General features: G+C 59.8%; 22 protein-coding genes and 1 tRNA gene. 13 read left to right on the top strand and 10 right to left on the bottom strand.

The genetic code is table 11. From position 1 onward, the window contains the following. The 7 genes from LB557_RS23635 to LB557_RS23665 form a co-directional block, all read left to right on the top strand. Nucleotides 1-384 (top strand): hypothetical protein (locus LB557_RS23635; protein ID WP_224713101.1); only part of this gene is annotated, 384 nt, incomplete at its 5' end. Nucleotides 385-420: 36 nt separating this feature from the next. Further along, nucleotides 421-669, top strand: a complete 249-nt coding sequence (locus LB557_RS23640) for a hypothetical protein (protein WP_224643960.1) — start codon at nt 421-423, stop codon at nt 667-669. Next, complete coding sequence (locus LB557_RS23645; RefSeq protein WP_224643959.1) at nt 669-2,513, top strand: hypothetical protein; 1,845 nt, start codon at nt 669-671, stop codon at nt 2,511-2,513. Before LB557_RS23640 ends, LB557_RS23645 begins: the two co-directional genes overlap by 1 nt. Next, entirely contained in the window at nt 2,510-2,929 is a 420-nt protein-coding gene (locus tag LB557_RS23650; protein WP_224713102.1) for an HK97 family phage prohead protease, read from the top strand. Before LB557_RS23645 ends, LB557_RS23650 begins: the two co-directional genes overlap by 4 nt. Continuing rightward, a complete protein-coding gene (locus LB557_RS23655; RefSeq protein ID WP_224713103.1) occupies nt 2,926-4,647 on the top strand; it encodes a hypothetical protein in 1,722 nt (573 codons plus the stop codon). Before LB557_RS23650 ends, LB557_RS23655 begins: the two co-directional genes overlap by 4 nt. A gap of 17 nt (nt 4,648-4,664) precedes the next feature. Then, nucleotides 4,665-5,582: a discoidin domain-containing protein gene (locus LB557_RS23660; protein WP_224713104.1), complete on the top strand. Its 918-nt coding sequence runs from the start codon at nt 4,665-4,667 to the stop codon at nt 5,580-5,582. Nucleotides 5,583-5,584: 2 nt separating this feature from the next. Beyond that, on the top strand, nt 5,585-5,863 hold the full coding sequence (locus LB557_RS23665) for a hypothetical protein (RefSeq protein WP_224713105.1): 279 nt from the start codon (nt 5,585-5,587) through the stop codon (nt 5,861-5,863). Between the two features lie 12 nt (nt 5,864-5,875). On the opposite strand, the gene LB557_RS23670 is transcribed toward LB557_RS23665, so the two are convergent. Beyond that, on the bottom strand, nt 5,876-6,172 hold the full coding sequence (locus LB557_RS23670) for a hypothetical protein (RefSeq protein WP_224643954.1): 297 nt from the start codon (nt 6,170-6,172) through the stop codon (nt 5,876-5,878). A 485-nt stretch (nt 6,173-6,657) separates the two neighbouring features. Between LB557_RS23670 and LB557_RS23675 the strand changes: the two genes are divergently transcribed. Beyond that, nucleotides 6,658-6,879 carry a hypothetical protein gene (locus LB557_RS23675; protein ID WP_224643953.1) on the top strand — a complete coding sequence of 74 codons (222 nt, stop codon included), beginning with the start codon at nt 6,658-6,660 and terminating at the stop codon, nt 6,877-6,879. A 694-nt stretch (nt 6,880-7,573) separates the two neighbouring features. Continuing rightward, nucleotides 7,574-7,813 carry a hypothetical protein gene (locus LB557_RS23680; RefSeq protein ID WP_224643952.1) on the top strand — a complete coding sequence of 80 codons (240 nt, stop codon included), beginning with the start codon at nt 7,574-7,576 and terminating at the stop codon, nt 7,811-7,813. 4 nt (nt 7,814-7,817) lie between these two features. On the opposite strand, the gene LB557_RS23685 is transcribed toward LB557_RS23680, so the two are convergent. Next, on the bottom strand, nt 7,818-7,988 hold the full coding sequence (locus LB557_RS23685) for a hypothetical protein (RefSeq protein WP_224643951.1): 171 nt from the start codon (nt 7,986-7,988) through the stop codon (nt 7,818-7,820). Between the two features lie 227 nt (nt 7,989-8,215). On the opposite strand from LB557_RS23685, the gene LB557_RS23690 reads away from it, so the two are divergent. The 3 genes from LB557_RS23690 to LB557_RS23700 all read left to right on the top strand — a co-directional run bounded on the left by LB557_RS23690 (nt 8,216) and on the right by LB557_RS23700 (nt 10,526). Then, the gene (locus LB557_RS23690; protein ID WP_224643950.1) at nt 8,216-8,815 is read left to right on the top strand and encodes a hypothetical protein; all 600 of its coding nucleotides are present in this window, start codon (nt 8,216-8,218) and stop codon (nt 8,813-8,815) included. A 953-nt stretch (nt 8,816-9,768) separates the two neighbouring features. Next, nucleotides 9,769-10,113, top strand: coding sequence for a hypothetical protein (locus LB557_RS23695; RefSeq protein WP_224643949.1), 345 nt, complete (start codon nt 9,769-9,771; stop codon nt 10,111-10,113). Nucleotides 10,114-10,220: 107 nt separating this feature from the next. Beyond that, nucleotides 10,221-10,526 carry a hypothetical protein gene (locus tag LB557_RS23700; RefSeq protein WP_224713106.1) on the top strand — a complete coding sequence of 102 codons (306 nt, stop codon included), beginning with the start codon at nt 10,221-10,223 and terminating at the stop codon, nt 10,524-10,526. A 157-nt stretch (nt 10,527-10,683) separates the two neighbouring features. Here the strand turns inward: LB557_RS23700 and LB557_RS23705 are convergent. After that, nucleotides 10,684-10,759: transfer RNA gene (locus tag LB557_RS23705), tRNA-Lys, on the bottom strand. Nucleotides 10,760-11,014: 255 nt separating this feature from the next. On the opposite strand from LB557_RS23705, the gene LB557_RS23710 reads away from it, so the two are divergent. Beyond that, nucleotides 11,015-11,485, top strand: coding sequence for a BA14K family protein (locus LB557_RS23710; protein ID WP_015317740.1), 471 nt, complete (start codon nt 11,015-11,017; stop codon nt 11,483-11,485). A gap of 77 nt (nt 11,486-11,562) precedes the next feature. Here LB557_RS23710 and LB557_RS23715 read toward each other — a convergent pair whose 3' ends face one another. From LB557_RS23715 to LB557_RS23745, 7 genes are all read right to left on the bottom strand, one after another. Then, on the bottom strand, nt 11,563-12,066 hold the full coding sequence (locus tag LB557_RS23715; RefSeq protein ID WP_224643947.1) for a DUF6882 domain-containing protein: 504 nt from the start codon (nt 12,064-12,066) through the stop codon (nt 11,563-11,565). 32 nt (nt 12,067-12,098) lie between these two features. After that, nucleotides 12,099-13,592 (bottom strand): glycerol kinase GlpK, encoded by a 1,494-nt coding sequence (gene glpK, locus LB557_RS23720; protein ID WP_224713107.1) that lies wholly within the window; start codon nt 13,590-13,592, stop codon nt 12,099-12,101. A 96-nt stretch (nt 13,593-13,688) separates the two neighbouring features. Further along, the gene (locus LB557_RS23725; RefSeq protein WP_140726894.1) at nt 13,689-15,413 is read right to left on the bottom strand and encodes an ABC transporter substrate-binding protein; all 1,725 of its coding nucleotides are present in this window, start codon (nt 15,411-15,413) and stop codon (nt 13,689-13,691) included. Nucleotides 15,414-15,492: 79 nt separating this feature from the next. Beyond that, a complete protein-coding gene (locus tag LB557_RS23730; protein WP_224644357.1) occupies nt 15,493-15,759 on the bottom strand; it encodes a DUF2160 domain-containing protein in 267 nt (88 codons plus the stop codon). A gap of 22 nt (nt 15,760-15,781) precedes the next feature. Continuing rightward, a complete protein-coding gene (locus tag LB557_RS23735) occupies nt 15,782-16,663 on the bottom strand; it encodes a carbohydrate ABC transporter permease (RefSeq protein ID WP_411970572.1) in 882 nt (293 codons plus the stop codon). Between the two features lie 37 nt (nt 16,664-16,700). After that, on the bottom strand, nt 16,701-17,567 hold the full coding sequence (locus LB557_RS23740; RefSeq protein ID WP_027044598.1) for a carbohydrate ABC transporter permease: 867 nt from the start codon (nt 17,565-17,567) through the stop codon (nt 16,701-16,703). Continuing rightward, nucleotides 17,568-18,635: an ABC transporter ATP-binding protein gene (locus tag LB557_RS23745; RefSeq protein WP_140726885.1), complete on the bottom strand. Its 1,068-nt coding sequence runs from the start codon at nt 18,633-18,635 to the stop codon at nt 17,568-17,570. Nucleotide 18,636: the final 1 nt, after the last annotated feature.

An 18,636-nucleotide genomic window follows, 5' to 3' on the forward strand; every position in this document is an offset into this window, starting at 1 on the left:
GATCCAAATCTTTCACAATGGCAAATTAAAACTCTGAGAGGCCTAATTATGAGGCGAGGAAAGCGACCACTGCCGCAGGGCTTGCGTCTTGTCGAAGGCACCTATCGCTCCGATCGGCACGGCCCTGCGGAAAGCGCACATGTTGCTGCGCAAGAACGGCTGATCAAGCCCGATTGGATGCGCGGCGGCGTCGGCGCGGCGTGGGATCGGTTCATCGCTCCGGCTGGTTGGCTTGACGTGTTCAGGGAGCCTTCCGCGATCGCCTTTTGCGAACTGTGGGAGGAGTTTCAAGCCTGGCCAGTGCGGTTCCCCGCATCGAAGCATGGGCAAATGCGCGGATATATGAACGATCTCGCCTTATCCGGCCGCTGCGGGAGGATTTGATGCCATGAGCAAAACACCCACGGACAGGGCAGCAGCATGACCAGCAAAAAGCCGTCCACATACTGGGGCGAAGCCATTGAGGCAGGCGACGCACGCCGCAAACAGGAGCAACTCGACGTCGCTCGGAACGTGATCCTTGCTGGGATCGAAATGGCCTTTTTGGTCTCCGGTTCCGGCCTGGCAGCGCTTCATGAGACTGAGACGGCCATGGGTGCCTTTCTCGCCGCGCACAACGCACCGCTGGCGGCTGAAATCGCTGCGATAAAAACGGAAGGAACCGCCTAATGGCCGCAACGGTCGGAAGCATCAGCATCGATTTGGTCACGAATGCCAACTCATTTGCTAGCGGTTTTAAAAGCAGCGCGCAGACCGTTGAACAGCAGTCGGCACGCATGGCGAAGTCGGTTGCAGCCGTGGAGAAGGGCGTTATCGGGATCGGCACCACGCTTAAGAACTTCGGCGTCGGCGTTGCGGCGGGCGTTGGACTGGCGGCACTGGGGTCTCTTAGCGGTGCGTTCCAGACCTTGAAGCAGACCATTTCCGAATACGACGAAATTGCCACCAACGCCAAACAGACTGGGCTGAAGTCCGACACGTTCCAGGCGCTGTCCTTCGCTGCAAAGCAAGCGAACATCGAGCAGGAAAGTTTCAATACCTCGCTGACGATCTTCGCGAAAAATGCCGGCCTCGCCGAAAAGGGAACTGGCGCCCTATATTCCGGGCTTATTAAGCTCAACCCGCAACTGCTTCAGAACATCCTCAACGCCAAGGATCAGGAGGAACGGCTTAAGCTTGTTTCCGATGCCCTGGCCCAAACCACAGACGCGACCCAAAAGGCGGCGCTTGCCGCGGTTGTCTTCGGCAAATCCGGCGTCGAAATGGCTCGTTTCCTCGACCAGGGCCGCGCCTCCATTGAGGCTATGAAAAAGACCGCTCAAGGCTTGGGGATCATTGTCCCGGATTCGTTGCTTCAAAAGGCCGGCGAACTTGACGACAAACTGGACCTTCTGAGCCAAGTCATCCACGTCCAGCTAGGCGAGGCGCTGATAAACCTTGCGCCGCTGCTTGTGGATGCAACTGCGGGATTTGCCGACTTCTCGAAGCAGATCAACACCACCGCCGCGTCGCTGGAGAACTTCGTCAACAATCCAAGTTGGGCGAATCTCGAAAACCTCGTGGTCGCTTTGGGCGGTGAGAAATTCCGAGAAGGCAGCATTCTGGATCGGCTGGCGAAAGGCAACCTGGCCCCCGGCGGCGCCGAAGATGTCGCACAACTGACGAAGGGCATCGATTTTCTGACGACCAAGATTGCCGAGCTTCAGGCGCAGGCCGAGCAAGGCGCGAACGTCAAGCTGGAGATCGCCGACGCCACGGCAAGCCTCAACGACCTGGAATCCCAATTGCATCGAATCCAGGCGACAGCCGAAGAGGCCCTGAACAATCCGGCAGGCTCATTCGATAATCTTCTTAAATCCATGGGTGGAACCGCCCCCGCTGCCAGTCCCGGCGTATTGCCGAACGTGACCCGCTATGGCGGCGATCCTAACAAGATCACCCTGCCTGGAGCTGGAGCCCCGGTGGTTCAAAACAACGCCAACGGCTCGGGTGTCAGCGTCACGAAATACAACAGCGAGACCGCCGACAATACCGGTGAAACCGCTGACAATGTGTCGACCCTCGACAAAAACACCAAGAGCTATCTGCGCGGCCTGAGCAATGACATCGGCGGCTACTCCTCCCAGACCAACGTCACCATCTCAAAGTTGAGCGATGTCGTCCGGGGCAACATCGGCGGCCTGTCCAGTTCCATCCTATCGTTGCTCACTGCCGGTGGCGGACCCGGCAAGGCGGGCGGTATCGGTGGCGGCGCCTATGCATTCGGCGATTCGTTCGATCCGAACGTGGGCAGCTACATTTCCAGTTGGGGTATAGGCTCCGTTAAGCGCCCCAGCGTGAACTTTCCGACGACATCGAGCGACGGCACATACAACCAGGACGTCTCCGTCGCCCAGCCCGGCAGCCCGATCACATTGAACTATCATGCCGCCGCTGGCGAAAGCACACAGACGGCAAAGCAGAATGCCCGCGCCATGTTCGATGAACTCGTCAGGGCACAGGCGAGCGCATGATGATGTTCGCCGGGCACGCTACAGCTTACGGAGTCGCTGCCCATGACGAGGACGTCATTGGCCATGGCGCATTCACGGATCTGATCCGACAAGGCTTCAGACCCAAGATGCTTATGATGCACGAAGGCTCGGAAATCGGCGACTGGCTTGAATTCCGCGAGGACGACATCGGCCTCCTGGCAATTGGCCGGCTCGATTTGAAGTCTGCCGGTGGCAGGCAGGCGTCGGCGAAGATCGAGACTGGCGAATTCACCGGTTTATCGCTTGGCGCGCCGCTGATTGGAGACATTCGCCGAATTGCAGGAACAAATGGCCGCTTTTGTCGGCGCGTGCTTGCTGTACCGGAAATCTCACTGGTGACTGAGCCGGCAAATCCGATGGCGCGTATTCTCTCATTCACGGCGGGAACAGCATGATCACAAGGCCTGTCCTTTATCTCGGTGGCCCGCCGGCATCGCCTACCGTCGCGGAGCCGTCGCCCGTTCAAACGACGCTTCCGACATCGGCCTACGGCCAGACAATCCCGGTGGTATGGGGCAAGGCCCGCTTGCCGGCTTCTTATATCTGGGTGGCACCAATCCTCACCGTCACCGAAACGCATATGGAGTGGTTTGATCAAGTCACCACGACGACCAGCGCCATGACGGCGCGGCTGCGTTTTGCTCGTCCTCTAGTCCCGAACTCGACATGGGGTGTCCGCAGGATATGGGCTCAGGGGAAGCTGATCTATGATTCCTCGACCGGCTATCGAGCCCCCGGCGTCGACTTCCGCGTCTACGATGGCCGAAGCACGCAAGGCCGCGACCCTTCCCAGGTCAGCGAGGAAGGCACCAACAACGTTTCGGCCCATCGCGGCTATCTCGACATCGTGTTTCGAAATTTCGATATCTTCACCATTGGCGCGCCTCCTGTCTTCGAAGCGGAATGGATTCAAGATCCGTCGACGGACCCCCAAGTCCAAAACTTTCAGACCTTTTTCTCGGACCCGATCAACACCGTCGCTGCGGCAGACTGGGACGCTCAGGAATTCTATGGCATCTTGAATGATAGCGGCCAAATTAGGCGATTCTCGATCATCGGCTTGCGAGAAATTTACGCGATTGCGATCAGCGGCCTTGGACGAGCGTATAGCGGCATAACCGAAAACTTCCTTGCCTACGTCCCGATCATGGATCGCCTCGTGGCGTTTGGTTTTGTCCCCGGTCCAGCCGGCGGCACTTTCCCGATCATGCTTGACCCGGTGACGGGAACATCCATCAGCGAAGGTGCTGCGATCGGAGACGCAGGGCAACTGTTGAATGCGGCGGCAGTCTTGCAGTTTGGCCATTCCTCCGGCCTCCTGATCGCCAGCAGCTTCCATATCGGCTACTTCTCGGTCTTCAGGTTCGACGCCAACACGATGACGCGCGTCAGCCTCTCCGGTAGCTTCTGGGATAGCCGGGGACTGCCAGAGAGCATCACCGTAGGCACCATTCGGGACAGTGACGCTGACGTCTATGTGTGCGCGGGAACGTCGCTCTACAAGCTGGTAATCAACGCTCAGGGCCTCGTCCTGACAACGACCACGTTGGCAACGTTCAGCGACAATCTGAGATATGTCGTTTTCTACGATAGCAATTTGATCGTCTGGAATGACAACGCGCAGGCTATCAAGGTCGGCTCGACCGGCGCGACAATCTGGACTGTCACCGTGCCTTATCAACTCCCGGCATCTTCAGCACCGCGCGGCGATGGCGACCCGACGCTCAACAGGTTCGAGGACACGTTTTTCACGCAAGACTCGGACCACTACTATTTTACCAATCTGGACGATGGCACGACGGAAACGGTTTCGAAGCCACTTGAGCTGTCACCATGGCGCCACGTCTACGACGCGATCAGCGATACCGTCATCACGACCGATAATTTTGCGGTGCCCCAGCGGCGCCGGTTCAATGTATCGGGAACCGGCGACCTCCGAAATTTGTCTGATTTCCTGTCGGATCTCATGATCCACGGCGGTGGCGAAGATGAAGTCGAATGCGTCAACATCGATGATCAGATCCAGGGCGCCGTGATCGACGTCACGGCCGGCGCTCGCGATATCGCGAGATCGATCATCGAACCGTATTCGATCGCCATGTTTGAACGATAGGAGACCGACCGATGTTAATGTCCACCGGCCAAATGTTTGGAAACACCAATCCCGGCGGCGGTGGTGGCGGCGGCAGTGGACATCGCTATTGGCGAATAAGCTGCACAGCCGTCGATGGTGGCGCCCGTGTTGCCATCGCAGAAATTCTGATGCGCACGACGGCATGGGGCGCCAATGTCGCCACAGGCGGCACGGCCAGCGCATCAGACGCAAGCTTTGGCGCTGCGGCCAATGCCTTCGATGGCAATCCGGCTACGGTCTGGCGAGCGAATTCCGCCACGGCAACGATCACCTACGACTTCGGCTCCGGCAACGCCAAGGATATCCAGCAGGTTGTCATAAAGGCTTTCCCGACCGTCCCTACCGAATCGCCAAAGGATTTTACGATCCAGTATTCCGACGACAGTTCGTCGTGGACGACGCTGGCGACGATAACGGGGCAGACCGGATGGAGCGGCGCGCTGCCGGCAGATACGATCGGCGAGGCCAGGGCCTTCAGCGCCGCTGGTCGGGATGTGGCGACTGGTGCCGCACGCTACTGGGCGGTTTCCTTCGCCGACAACCAGGCCGGCGGCGGCGTTATGCGCCTTGTCGATATCATCTTTCGTGCCTCATCCGGTGGCAGCAACATCACGGGAGGGACGCCGTCCGTTTCATCGGCGGCGAACAGCACGACTGCCGCCATGGCTAGGGACGGCAACACCGCTACCGTGTGGGATTCGAACACACCATATCCTGTTGCGTTCTATATCGATTGGGGTGCGGCGAACGACCAGGATATCGTTGAAATCCTGATGCAGGCCCAAAACATTAACGGGCCGAAGAACTTCAAAATCTACCGGTCCTACGACGCGATTGTCTACAGCCTGGTCTGGGCGCCCGCGACGCAAGGCGCATGGACCAATTTGGAAGTCCGCACTTTTACGAAGCCATAAAAATGGCCGATCAGGCAGTTGGCAACTCTGCCGACGGGAAGCAGTCAAACCACGCCTGGGTGGAGGATCTGACCGATATCGACGGTTGGCAGTCGCGGCTGATCGTGGGCAGTTCCTTTGATCAATACACCGGCACCGGCCACGGCGGCGAGGATGGCGAAGGCCGCGAGCGCAATGCGGAGTCTCGGGCTCTCTTGTGGAGCCTTCACGGCATGGGTGAGATCGTCAAAAGAGGTTTCCATCAGCGGATGCTAATCGAGGATCGGCCAACAACCAGTTAACGTGCCGCCGTCTCACCGTCTTGCTTTACGCCAGCCAGCCTCTTGCGCCTCGGCTTCGCTGCAGAACCAGCGTTCGCCATACTCAGGGCTGATCCTCGTTTCCCAATAATGTTCTTGGCCGGGGACGTGGTAGATGTGCTCGCCGGTGTTAATCGAGATGTTGCCCTTGATGTTGCAATTGCCGCCCGCAAGCAGCAGCGATGAGGGATCAGGGACGTCCAAGCTGCCAAGCCATTTGGTGGGCACGAGGTTCGCAACAGTGTTGAGGCTGCTTGGGTTCACAGTAAGGAAAGCCGCAAGCGGCACCATTACGAGCGGGAGGATGTACTGCCACCGCCATGACCTTCGGCGCCGCACGCTCGCGCGCCTCGGCTGATCAGCACCAGCACCTCTGTAATGATGGCCTTTTCCCAAGCCCTTCACTCCCGATGGGACAATGCGTCCGTTGCGGGGGAGAGTCCAGATTTGATTAGGCACTGCTAAAAAAGGGCGGCACGGCTCGGGAACAAGTTGGATTGGCCCAAGTTCGACCCGCAGGCGCCATACTCATCTCCCGCCCGTGGCGCACCGGCCCGCTGCTTTCCCCTCGTGCAGCGGGCCACTTCATTCTGTCTGCCTTAAGGGGAACCGAATCATGGGCCTACGACTTGTTAGCTTCAAAGAAGCTTGTATGAGGCGCGCCTAATGTTCAGGGATAAAGAAACTCGAGTTTTAGAAGCGGCCCTGCTCGCGGCGGTACCGATCTCGGTAATGGTTGCGGTGGCGATGGTCAGCCTTACGTTCGGTTGGTTCGGATGAGCACGCGAGGCACTGACTTCCTCGACCGGTGGATCCGGTCCAACGTTCCGGGGACAGTCGGTGCGGATGTCATCTCAGTCGCCGAACTGACACAAAAGCTTTTCGCCGATGCCAAAAAGGTCGGCATCAGCAGCACTGAGATCGAGGAGGACACCGGCAGCGTCTATGAGGCGGTCCTTGATGCGATCGTCCACCACGATGCCGGGTTGGCGGACTGACTGGTCTTCCTTCGACCCCTCGCACCGGTTGACAACGCTCCCCTTCGCAAGGCAATTTTCTCTCTGCCGAGGACAACCGGGGAGGACCATTATGAAGAAGACCTATGAAAAGCCAGAACTGAAGAAGCGTGAGCGTCTGGGCAGCATCGCGGCCCAGGTGATCGTCATCTCGAAGTCGGCCGGCTAGCCGATCCAGAACAAAGCAGCCCGCTAGGGCTACGCCCGGCGGGTTTTAGTGCTCGGGGTCGGGAACAGCTCGACCAGTCGCAAGTTTCGGGCGAAGGCGGCGGCGCGTCCGGGTCTTTCGCGACGCTGGCCGGCCCGCGCTCTACAGTGGGGTGGGGTGCGGGCCTCAATGGAACATACGTCAGAGTCAAAGGTTCGGGAGCCAGCCGCCTAGTCCGGCGGTTCTCCACTTCTGTCAGCTGCCCGCTGGCTCCGGCCGGCGGGCATTTTGTGCGCATGTGGGAACTTGGTATTTCTCGGCAAGTTCGAATGTGGCAGCTCCCCGCTGCTGGTCAGGATGTCCCCCCTGACCGGGCCCGCTTTCCCTGCCCGTACTGCCAGGAGGCGGGCCCACGGGGTGGAGAGCGGGAAGGACTTCCGTGAAAATAACGGCACCGTCTTGCAAGCAGACGCGGGCGAGGAATATAATCCTTTCGTTGCGGCGAAACCCTCAAAACGGAGATCGCCAATGGCCAGGTCCAAACCATCCAAGCAGCTTTCCCAGGCTGAAATCGAGCGCTTTCTCGTGGCGGCGGAAGCGCTCCACAAAAGCATCATAAAGCCATTTATATCGCCGCACTGCGAGCATTACCGCGCCACGCGGACACTGCATGAGGCGTTGTTGAAGACCGTGCGGGAAGTGACGGGGAAGGAAGTCGAGTTCATCCAGTGGAATACCACCGGGCCGGTGCTGGGAATGACCGAGTGACCGCTCAGCCCGCTACAGCGTGGCCTATGGCGATTCCTAGGCCGATTGCGAAGCCCATGAGCAAGTTCGCTGCCATCTTCAGGGCAAACGCGCTGTAGCGGCTCCCCTGGCTGTTCTGGGGGGCTTTCAAGGCGCTGGCGATATCATCGAATGCGCTTTCCATGCCGGCGAACATATACCCGATCCGCGAATCTGTGAATCCCCCTTAAACATGCCCGGCATTCCTCTTAGGCGAGGATAACAGCGGGATTCACGGGCACAACTTTCCTCTATCTCTGGTGCCATGGCTTCGGCCGTCGAACTATATGCCGTGACGGCGTATGGTTCGCGCGGTCGGGTTCAAACCTCCAAAAAAAGGCATGAAGAAGCTCATGGCGATCAACGAGAGGGAAGGAGACCCAAATGCACTTAGCAGACGCAGCCCAACACCAAGCGGCAGGAGAGAGGCTTAGAAGACAGATCCATCAGCGAGGTTTCACGCTCCTAGGTCAGAAGCTTTGGATACCGAAAGAGGACGAAATCTGTCGATCGCTCTATCCGGATTACCTGGCCATGGCGAAGGCGTTGCCTCACCGCAGCCGGAAAGCCATCGAGCATCGGTGCTCGGTGCTCGGAATCGTTCACCGCAGAATCAATGTGTGGACAGCGAAGCGGGACACCCTGTTCCGGAAGATGTATCGCACCAGCTCGACCCAAGAGCTTCGCGACGCCTTCCCAGAAATGACGATGAAACAGATCTGGAGGCGGGGCTGCAAGTGCAAGCTATCGCGACCCCGCAAGCGACCTTATCGGACAACCGGCAACCTGCTTCTGGATGAACTCAGAGAGGAATGCTGGCGACAGAACATTTCTATGCCCGACCTGGATGAATTCGCCAGGTCAGGGCGTTATTTCAGGCGAAGATCCTGGCGATCCGGCTTGAACTACAAACACATCCTGAGAGCGATAAACGAGCTTGGCGGCACGCCTATCGTTCAGTGGCAGGAAAGGACGCTGCAATGAGCACGTTCTTTCGCAAGCGTGTCGAGGCAACGATTGAACACCTCATAGCGGTATTGGACCAAATGGACGGCGATCCTGATCAAGAACAGGAGCCAGTCGAGGAGCAGCACGACCGCGAGCCCGAGGATAGGGCTACGCGCGCGTTTGTGATCGCTGAGGCTAGGCGCCGGTATCGAAAGACCAGACACTAAAGCATTAGGCACGGTGCGGGCTTGTTTCAGCAAAAGGCCCGCACCGGCACTAATGTCGCGATCGAAGCTGGATGCTGATCACTCCAAGCGCAAACGTTACCGACCCAAATCCGAAAGCAGCGATGGACTCTATTTCGTGGATTGCCGATTTGGCAGCGGCAATTGTCACTATGCCCAAGGACAATTCGAGTAGCCCAACGAGAATAATCAAAACACCCATGGCCCCTAATCCTCCCGAGCCCACCATTGCGCCGGTAACGCATTAAGGCAAGGCGCGGCTGCCCCGGGAAAGGGGAGCGCTTGACGATTGAGGCAAATCAGCGGCAAATGTCCGTGGGCTGAACACCCGGACCTGGAATACGGCGTAGCGACCCTTGGCGGGGAGGCTTCACCGAAAATCTGCGAATGCCGAAGCCCTGGCAGGCTTCCTATTCGCGCGTGGAGCGCCTTGGCGGGCGTCCAACTCGGCTTTTATGGCCGGGGGCGGACGCTATGTCCAGAGGGAAACCTTAAAAGCGTTCGGCCTGTCTTCCAGGCAGGTGTTCAACCCCGGCTTTGGCGCCGACCGCCATATGGGTCTGAACAGCCCTTACCTGGGGACTAAACCATGACATACGCAGCAATAACGCTTCTGCTTGGGGCAGGAGCCATCCGCACGCGCGTTGTACGTCTTCACCTAGCTCTGAGGCTCCTACGCCTCTCAAACGCGCTCCATGATGCCGGGGCGCGTGTCCTAGAACAGATTGAGCAGGAGTTGGGCCAATGAGCGCGCAACTGTCACGCCGCGCCGCATTGGGCGTCCTTGCCTCTCTGCCGGCCATAGCTGGCGCTACAGCGGCATTGCCGGCTCCGCTGGCCCTTCTAATCACACCGCCGACCAGAGAAAGCGCTCATGCCAAACTTGGGCGCCTCGAAGCGCTGTTGGACACGCTGCCGCCAGAAATCGCCGCCGCCTATCGTGCGCAGATGCATGAGTGGCTTACCCACATTGTATGGATGCAAGAGAGCGGCGCGCCTCGTGCTGATATCTTGGCCTACATTCGCAGCCTGAGGTACCGCGATAAAGTCTTCGCACAATTCAAAGCGTCACTGGGGACGACGCTATGAACGCGCCTGTCAGACTTCTAAAGCCCTACGGGATGCCGGCCGGGGTAGATCCCCGCACTTGGCGGCAAGCCGTCGAGAAGCAGCTTAACGACCTGCTAGACCGCGCCATGAGCCTCATCACGGCGCTGGACGTTATGGAGGCCGATTGCGACCTTGAGGACGGGGCAGACGCGGAACCGTGGCTTGGGTGGTGCGCGCTCGGCCCGCAGACCGTCAGGGGCTTTGATGACGGCAGGGGCAGTCCCTACGACGACCGGGAGCAGGACAACAGCGACGACGAGGACGACGGTACGCTGGAGCCCACGCTCGGGGCTCCGAACCGTCACCACAATCAAGAGCATTGGGCGGCTGGCGCGCGCGGCGATCACGAGCGGGAGGTGTGCGTCGACCGCGAGCAGCCCGACCACTATTAACCGAGAAGTGGTTGATCGATTTCGCCCGGGGGCTTCGGCTTGCCGGGCCTTTTTCATTGCCCGATCACGAAATTGTTAGCCGCTCGTTAGCCAAAGAGGGAAACGCGCCCTGCCCGTGTCGCAGCCGAAAACTATCCAATTGATTTTGTTAGGGTTTTGGTGAGCGCGATGGGATTCGAACCCATGACCTACTGATTAAAAGTCAGTTGCTCTACCGGCTGAGCTACGCGCTCCCGCGGGCTCGAAAAGGCCGCCCTCGAAATTGCGCGGAACATAGGGAGAGTGCCGCGACCGGTCAACCGGAAAAGAGGGGTTCCAAACCTGCTCTTTGCCCTAATTCGCTGCCCCTTGCTTGTTCCCCCGGGTTCTGGCGACCAGCCCGGCGGTTTGGGTTTCGTGCGGGAACGGCTGCCTACACGGCGGAACAAATCCGACGCACTGTCGTTTTTTGCCAAAGGGACGTTCGCCAACCCTCGAGGAGAATACCAATGAATAGAATCACAACGGGCCTGCTTGCCGCCACCCTTTCGGCGACATTCGTCGCGGCGGAGGTGGTGCCGGTCAACGCCCAGCCCAACTTCGTGCCACTCTCCCAGGCGGCAGCGCCGGATGTGCAGACGGTGCAATACCGGGAGTGGAGGAGAAACCGCTCCTTCGACCGCAATTTCTCGCGCAATCGAAGCTTTAGCCGCAACGGTGACATGTATTGGAATGGGCATCGCGGCTATCGTGAATATCGCCGCGGCTATCGCCGTCATGGCGACTACTGGTTCCCGCTGGCCGCCTTCGCGACTGGCGCGCTGATCACCGGCGCGATTGTCAACAACGAGAACAACCGCGTCTATGAAGGCAACTCGCACGTTCAGTGGTGCTACGATCATTATCGGAGCTACCGCGCTTCCGACAACACCTTCCAGCCGAACAATGGTCCTCGTCGGGAGTGCCGCTCCCCTTACTGATCCGTATTGAGTATCAGTAGCTGGCAATGGTGAGTAAAGGCCCGCGTGTAGAAGACGCGGGCCTTGTCGCGTCTATCCTAACATGGTTGGCAGTGGTCGCGTTTGTCGCTGGCCCAGCTCAGGCTCTTGATAACCAGGTAAAGACCGCCGCCTTTGCCGCGGGGAGAGCGGTACGCTCCAACAGCGTCGCAAATCCGTACCATAGCCCCGCTGAGTTCCCATCCGAGTGCTTCGAGGTCGTCGTCGGTATCGACCACGTAAGCCTGCGCCAGCTCGTCGATGCCGTTCTGTTCCCCTAAGGATCGGACCTGCTTTGCGTCCGCAAGGAGTTCGTCGGGCAGGTTGGAGTTCGCCCAGGCCCACAGCCAGTTGCCAGCCATTGTGCTCGTGGAACCTGCGATCTGGATTTCGGCGACGACCGCGACCTTCCCTTCCTGTGAAAACAGCAGCTTCCCCGTTGTCAGGTCGTAGTCATAGCGCGGCCAGTGCCCCAAGTGGAAATCCTTCTCCAGACGGGCGTTCTTCGCGGTAAGCTGTTCGAATGCCTCCGCGAACCAGTTGCTATACCATTCCGGCGTCATTTCCCCCTCGCCAAGCCCTCACCTCAAGGCGATTATGGCACGCTCAATGTCCGGCGCACAGCGTCCCGCCAGCCCGCCAATTTGACGGACCGGGTAGCGGATTCCATGTCGGGCACGAACCGCCGCTCCAGGGCCCAGGTCTTCGCGAATTCCCGCGCCTTCGGCCATACGCCGGCCTTCGAACCGGCAAGCCATGCCGCCCCCAGCGCGGTCGTCTCCAGAATTGTCGGCCGATCGACCGGCGCGTCGAGAATGTCGGCCAGGCGCTGCATGGTCCAGTCCGATGCCACCATGCCGCCATCGACCCTGAGCACCGTCTTTGCCTTGGCGCCCTTCCAATCCTTGTGCATGGCGTCGAGCAGGTCGCGGGTCTGGTAGGCGACGGATTCCAGTGCCGCGCGGGCAAACTCCGCCGGTCCGGTGTTGCGGGTCAATCCGAAAATCGCGCCCCGCGCCTCGGCATCCCAGTGCGGCGCACCGAGCCCGACAAAGGCCGGCACCAGATAGACGTTCTGCGTCGGATCGGCTTCCGCCGCGAGTTTGCCGCTCTGCTCTGCCTTGCCGATCACCTTGATGCCGTCGCGCAGCCATTGCACGGCAGCCCCAGCGATGAAGATCGAGCCTTCCAGCGCATAGGTGGTCTTGCCGTTCAGCCGATAGGCAATGGTGGTCAACAGTCGGTTCTTCGACCGCACCAGGTCGCTGCCGGTGTTGAGCAACGCAAAACAGCCGGTGCCATAGGTGGATTTCATCATGCCCGGCTCGAAGCAGGCCTGGCCAATCGTCGCGGCATGCTGGTCGCCGGCAACGCCGAGGATTCTGATTTCGGCGCCAAACAGGTTTTTCTCTGTTATTCCATAATCATCGGCGCAATCCTTGACTTCGGGCAGCATCGCGGCGGGGATGCGCAGGATGGCCAGCAGCTCCTCGTCCCAGGCATTCTCCGCAATGTTGTAGACCAGCGTGCGCGACGCGTTGGTGGCATCCGTGGCGTGAACCTTGCCGCCGGTCAGCCGCCAGATCAAAAAGCTGTCGATGGTGCCGGCGAGCAGCTCGCCCTTCTCGGCACGCTTCCTCGCGCCCTTCACCTTGTCCAGCATCCAGGCGATCTTGGTGCCGGAGAAATAGGGGTCGAGCAGCAGGCCGGTCTTGCGGGTGAATTTCTTCTCAAGCCCCTGCTTCCTGAGCTTCTGGCATAACGGTGCGGTGCGCCGGTCTTGCCAGACAATGGCGTTGTGAATCGGTTTGCCGGTCGCTTTGTCCCAGATGACGACCGTCTCGCGCTGGTTGGTGATGCCGATCGCAGCCACATCCGAAGCGTCGCGGCCGGCATTCTTCAGCGCGGCCCTCACCGTCTCAATGACGCTCGACCAGATCTCCTCCGGATCGTGTTCGACCCAGCCTGAGGCCGGATAGTGCTGGGCGAATTCCTTCTGTCCGCTGCCCGCGACCTTCATCGTGCCGTCGAACAGGATCGCCCGGCTCGATGTCGTACCCTGGTCGATCGCAAGGATATATCCGGTCATTCTCCCTCCTGGTAAGCAGCTTATACAAACAGGGGAGACGGCAAGAAGCCGCCTCCCCGATCATTATGACGCCGGCGCGAACGCCAGCACCAGAATTTACTTCTGCCAGCTCTTCACCAGTTCGTCGTAGTTGATGGTGATCGGCTTGTCCTTCTCCTTCTCAAGCTTCAGCTGAGGCGCGAGATTGCCTGCCTTGACCGCGTCGGCATTCCAGTAGGCAAGGTCATGCTCTTCGGCCATCTTCGGTCCGATGTCGCCCTGGACACCGGATTTCTCGATACGTGCCATGACTTTTTCCTGATCGGCGCAGAGCGAATCCATGGCTTCCTGCGGTGTCTTGGCACCAGACGATGCGTCACCGATGTTCTGCCACCAGAGCTGCGCCAGCTTCGGATAGTCCGGCACGTTGGTACCGGTCGGCGTCCACTGCACACGGGCCGGCGAGCGATAGAACTCGATCAGACCGCCGAGCTTCGGCGCACGTTCGGTGAAGCTCTTGTCATGGATGGTGGAGTCGCGAATGAAGGTCAGGCCAACCTGGCTCTTTTTCACATCGACGGTCTTCGAGGTGACGAACTGGGCATAAAGCCAGGCCGCCTTGGCGCGGTCGGTCGGCGTCGACTTCATCAGGGTCCAGGAGCCGACGTCCTGATAGCCGAGCTTCATGCCGTCCTTCCAGTAGGAGCCGTGCGGAGACGGCGCCATGCGCCACTTCGGCGTACCGTCTTCGTTCATGACCGGCAGGCCGGGCTTGACCATGTCGGCGGTGAACGCAGTGTACCAGAAGATCTGCTGGGCGACATTGCCTTGCGACGGCACGGGGCCGGATTCGGAGAAGGTCATGCCCTGGGCTTCCGGCGGCGCATAGGCTTTCAGCCAATCAAGATACTTCTGGATGGCATAAACCGATGCTGGTCCATTGGTATCGCCGCCGCGCGCGGTGCACGAGCCGACAGGCCGTGAATTCGCATCGACCTTGATACCCCATTCGTCGACCGGCACACCGTTCGGCAGGCCCTTGTCGCCATTGCCGGCCATCGACAGCCAGGCGTCTGTGAACCGCCAGCCGAGCGACGGATCCTTCTTGCCATAGTCCATGTGGCCATAGACCTTCTTGCCGTTGACGTCGCGGCCAGTAAAGAATTCGGCGATGTCCTCATAGGCCGACCAGTTGACCGGCACGCCGAGATCGTAGCCGTACTTGGCCTTGAAGTCCGCCTTGTTCTTCTCATCGTTGAACCAGTCGTAACGGAACCAGTAGAGGTTCGCGAACTGCTGGTCGGGCAGTTGGTAGAGCTTCTTGTCCGGCGCGGTGGTGAACTTCGTGCCGATGAAGTCGTCGACGTCGAGCATCGGATCGGTGACGTCCTTGCCTTCGCCCGCCATCCAGTCGGTCAGGTTGCGCACCTGCTGGTAACGCCAGTGGGTGCCGATCAGATCGGAATCGTTGACCCAGCCGTCATAGATATTCTGGCCGGTTTGCATCTGGGTCTGGATCTTCTCGACGACGTCGCCTTCCTGGATGACGTCATGCGTGACCTTGATGCCGGTGATGGCGGTAAAGGCCGGTGCCAACACCTGAGACTCGTACTGGTGGGTGGTCAAGGTTTCAGACACGACTTTGATTTCCATGCCGGCAAAGGGCTTGGCCGCGTCGATGAACCACTGCATCTGCTTTTCCTGGTCGGCGCGGGAAAGCGTCGAGAGCGGGCCTATCTCCTTGTCGAGAAAGGCTTTTGCTTCATCCATCCCGGCATAGGCATTACCGGCCCCGAGCAATAGTACAAGGGCCGTCGTCGATGTCAAAAATTGCCGTCGCATGTGTTCCTCCACAGTTAAAATGTTTCAAGTACGATCTGGAGCGGTCACCGGCACGCGACCGCTCCAACAGTTTCCCCCTCTATACGTAGCGGAACACGCCGATGGCGTAGACCACGGAGAGAGCGAGAGCCCACCACAGGTTGGGTCCGACAAGACCCAGCCAAGCGAGATGGATAAAGGCGCTGCCGAGCAGCGACAGGAAAAGACGATCGCCTCGCGTCGTCTCGAAGCGCAGGACGCCGACGCGCGGATTGCCACCCGGCGAGGCGTATTCCCAGACGCCCATGCCAAGCAAAAGCAGCGCGATGACGGTGAAGAACGCGGCCGTCGGCCAGGTCCATGCCATCCAGGAGAAGTCGAGGTTCACGTTACACCCTCCCCAGGGCAAAGCCCTTGGCGATATAATTTCGCACGAACCAGATGACGAGCGCGCCGGGGATCAGCGTCAGCACGCCGGCGGCGGCGAGCAGGCCCCAATCCATGCCCGAGGCCGACACCGTACGCGTCATGGTGGCGGCGATAGGCTTGGCGTCGGTGGTGGTCAGCGTGCGTGCGATCAGCAATTCGACCCACGAGAACATGAAGCAGAAGAAGCAGGCGACACCGATCCCGCTCGCGATCAGCGGCATGAAGATTTTTACGAAGAAGCGCGGGAAGGAATAGCCGTCGATATAGGCGGTCTCGTCGATTTCCTTCGGCACGCCCGACATGAAGCCCTCGAGAATCCACACGGCCAGCGGAACGTTGAACAGGCAATGCGCCAGCGCCACCGCGATATGCGTGTCGATCAGCCCGAAGGCCGAGTAGAGTTGGAAGAACGGCAGTGCGAACACCGCCGGCGGCGCCATGCGGTTGGTCAGCAGCCAGAAGAACAGATGTTTGTCGCCAAGGAAGCGGTAGCGCGAGAAGGCATAGGCCGCCGGCAGCGCCACCGACACCGAAATCACCATGTTCATGACCACATAGGTGATCGAGTTGATGTAGCCGGAGTACCAGGCCTTCTCGGTGAAGATGGTGACGTAGTTGGCGATGGTCGGCGTGTGTGGGTAGAGCGTCATCGAGTTGACGATCTCGGCATTGGTCTTAAAGCTCATATTGATGAGCCAGTAAATCGGCAGCAGAAGTACGATGATGTAGAGCGTCGGCACGATCCACCACCAGCGCGATTCCTCGCCGCGCCGGCGCATGCGCCTGTCGAGATCGCTCTGCGACAGTGTACCGGCGAGACTTTCCGAGGCGGTCCCGTTCATCGCATTGCGCTCGGTTCGTTCATTGGCGCCAGCCATTTCAGCGCTCCGCGTCGTAATTGGTCATCACGGTGTAGAACACCCATGACAACAACAGGATGATGAGGAAGTAGACCAGCGACATGGCGGCCGCCGGGCCAAGGTCGAACTGGCCGAGCGCTGTCTTGACGAGGTCGATCGACAGGAAGGTCGTCGAGTTGCCCGGCCCGCCGCCGGTGACGACGAACGGTTCGGTGTAGATCATGAAACTGTCCATGAAGCGCAGCAGCACGGCGATCAAAAGCACGCGCTGCATCTTCGGCAGCTGGATGTAGCGGAATACCGCCCAGCGCGAGGCCCCGTCGATCTTTGCCGCCTGGTAGAAGGCATCGGGGATCGAGACCAGCCCGGCATAGCAGAGCAGCACGACGAGGCTGGTCCAGTGCCAGACATCCATGACGATGATCGTCACCCAGGCATCGAACGGATCCTGCACGTAATTGTAGTCGATGCCGATCGCGTTGAGGTAATAGCCCAACAGTCCGATGTCGTTGCGTCCGAACACCTGCCAGATGGTGCCGACGACATTCCACGGGATCAGCAGTGGCAGCGACATCAGCACCAGGCAGACCGGCACGCCCCAGCCCTTCTTAGGCATGTTGAGCGCGATGAAGATGCCGAGCGGCACCTCGATCGCCAGGATGATAAAGGAAAAGATCAGGTTGCGAACCATCGCTTCCCAGAAGCGGCTGGATGAAAGCAGTTCCTCGAACCATTCGGTGCCGGCCCAGGTGAAGACATTGTTTCCGAACGTGTCCTGCACCGAATAGTTGACCACCGTCATCAGCGGGATGACGGCGGTGAAGGCCACCAGCACCAGCACCGGCAGCACGAGGAACCAGGCCTTGTTGTTCCAGGTCTTGTCCATCTATGCCCCCATCTCGACACGCCAGGAATCGGCATAGATGTTGATGCCGGCCGGATCGAACCGCACCTTCGGTTCGGCTGGCACGGTCTCGTCCTCACCGATGACGGCAGCGATGTCCCTGCCCTCCAGCTTGGCGCGCACCACCTTGTGGCGGCCGACATCCTCGACCTTGGTGATTGAAACAGCCATGCCGTCACGGCCGAGCCGAACATATTCCGGACGGATGCCAAGCTCGACGGCGCCGCCGGCGGCTTTGGGCGCGCCCGGCAGTTCGATACGCTGCGAGCCGAGCGTCGCCGTCTTGCCGTCGATCGCCACAGGCATGACGTTCATGCCCGGCGAACCGATGAAATAACCGACAAAGGTATGGCGCGGCCGCTCGAACAGTTCGGCCGGCGTGCCGATCTGCACGATGCCGCCATCATACATGACGACGACCTGGTCAGCGAAGGTCAGCGCCTCGGTCTGGTCGTGGGTGACATACACCATCGTGTAGCCGAAGCGGCGATGAAGCTGTTTCAATTGCGAGCGCAGCACCCACTTCATATGCGGGTCGATGACGGTCAGCGGCTCGTCGAACAGGATGGCGTTGACGTCCGAGCGCACCAGGCCGCGGCCGAGCGAGATCTTCTGCTTCTGGTCGGCGGTCAGGCCCCTGGCCTTCTTCTTGGCCCAGGACGCCAGGTCGATCATCTCCAGCGTCTCGCGCACCTTGCGGTCGACGTCTGCCTCCGGCACGCCGCGATTGCGCAGCGGGAAGGCCAGATTGTCATAGACAGTCATGGTGTCGTAGATGACCGGGAACTGGAACACCTGCGCGATATTGCGCTCCTGCGTCGACAGGGTGGTCACGTCCCTGCCGTTGAACAGCAACTGGCCATGCGAGGGATGCAGCAGCCCCGATATGATGTTGAGCAGCGTGGTCTTGCCGCAGCCGGACGGCCCGAGCAGCGCGTAGGCACCACCATCCTCGAAAGTGTGATGCACTTCGCGCAGCGCGAAATCGGCATCCTTGCGCGGGTTCGGTAGATAGGAATGCCTGACATGGTTGACGTCGATGCGCGCCATA

It is taken from the genome of Mesorhizobium sp. BR115XR7A (genome assembly GCF_020165315.1).
GTDB lineage: Bacteria > Pseudomonadota > Alphaproteobacteria > Rhizobiales > Rhizobiaceae > Mesorhizobium > Mesorhizobium australicum.

Excerpts from the sequence above, each read along its gene's own strand:
- LB557_RS23695 (WP_224643949.1), top strand. The coding sequence starts at position 9,769 with ATGAGCGCGCAACTGTCACGCCGCGCCGCATTGGGCGTCCTTGCCTCT.
- LB557_RS23675 (WP_224643953.1), top strand. The coding sequence starts at position 6,658 with ATGAGCACGCGAGGCACTGACTTCCTCGACCGGTGGATCCGGTCCAAC.
- LB557_RS23735 (WP_411970572.1), bottom strand. The coding sequence starts at position 16,663 with ATGAACGGGACCGCCTCGGAAAGTCTCGCCGGTACACTGTCGCAGAGC.
- glpK (WP_224713107.1), bottom strand. The coding sequence starts at position 13,592 with ATGACCGGATATATCCTTGCGATCGACCAGGGTACGACATCGAGCCGG.
- LB557_RS23670 (WP_224643954.1), bottom strand. The coding sequence starts at position 6,172 with ATGGTGCCGCTTGCGGCTTTCCTTACTGTGAACCCAAGCAGCCTCAAC.
- LB557_RS23710 (WP_015317740.1), top strand. The coding sequence starts at position 11,015 with ATGAATAGAATCACAACGGGCCTGCTTGCCGCCACCCTTTCGGCGACA.
- LB557_RS23660 (WP_224713104.1), top strand. The coding sequence starts at position 4,665 with ATGTCCACCGGCCAAATGTTTGGAAACACCAATCCCGGCGGCGGTGGT.
- LB557_RS23745 (WP_140726885.1), bottom strand. The coding sequence starts at position 18,635 with ATGGCGCGCATCGACGTCAACCATGTCAGGCATTCCTATCTACCGAAC.
- LB557_RS23665 (WP_224713105.1), top strand. The coding sequence starts at position 5,585 with ATGGCCGATCAGGCAGTTGGCAACTCTGCCGACGGGAAGCAGTCAAAC.
- LB557_RS23730 (WP_224644357.1), bottom strand. The coding sequence starts at position 15,759 with ATGGCATGGACCTGGCCGACGGCCGCGTTCTTCACCGTCATCGCGCTG.
- LB557_RS23700 (WP_224713106.1), top strand. The coding sequence starts at position 10,221 with ATGAGCCTCATCACGGCGCTGGACGTTATGGAGGCCGATTGCGACCTT.
- LB557_RS23680 (WP_224643952.1), top strand. The coding sequence starts at position 7,574 with ATGGCCAGGTCCAAACCATCCAAGCAGCTTTCCCAGGCTGAAATCGAG.
- LB557_RS23740 (WP_027044598.1), bottom strand. The coding sequence starts at position 17,567 with ATGGACAAGACCTGGAACAACAAGGCCTGGTTCCTCGTGCTGCCGGTG.
- LB557_RS23690 (WP_224643950.1), top strand. The coding sequence starts at position 8,216 with ATGCACTTAGCAGACGCAGCCCAACACCAAGCGGCAGGAGAGAGGCTT.
- LB557_RS23685 (WP_224643951.1), bottom strand. The coding sequence starts at position 7,988 with ATGTTCGCCGGCATGGAAAGCGCATTCGATGATATCGCCAGCGCCTTG.
- LB557_RS23645 (WP_224643959.1), top strand. The coding sequence starts at position 669 with ATGGCCGCAACGGTCGGAAGCATCAGCATCGATTTGGTCACGAATGCC.
- LB557_RS23640 (WP_224643960.1), top strand. The coding sequence starts at position 421 with ATGACCAGCAAAAAGCCGTCCACATACTGGGGCGAAGCCATTGAGGCA.
- LB557_RS23725 (WP_140726894.1), bottom strand. The coding sequence starts at position 15,413 with ATGCGACGGCAATTTTTGACATCGACGACGGCCCTTGTACTATTGCTC.
- LB557_RS23715 (WP_224643947.1), bottom strand. The coding sequence starts at position 12,066 with ATGACGCCGGAATGGTATAGCAACTGGTTCGCGGAGGCATTCGAACAG.
- LB557_RS23655 (WP_224713103.1), top strand. The coding sequence starts at position 2,926 with ATGATCACAAGGCCTGTCCTTTATCTCGGTGGCCCGCCGGCATCGCCT.
- LB557_RS23650 (WP_224713102.1), top strand. The coding sequence starts at position 2,510 with ATGATGATGTTCGCCGGGCACGCTACAGCTTACGGAGTCGCTGCCCAT.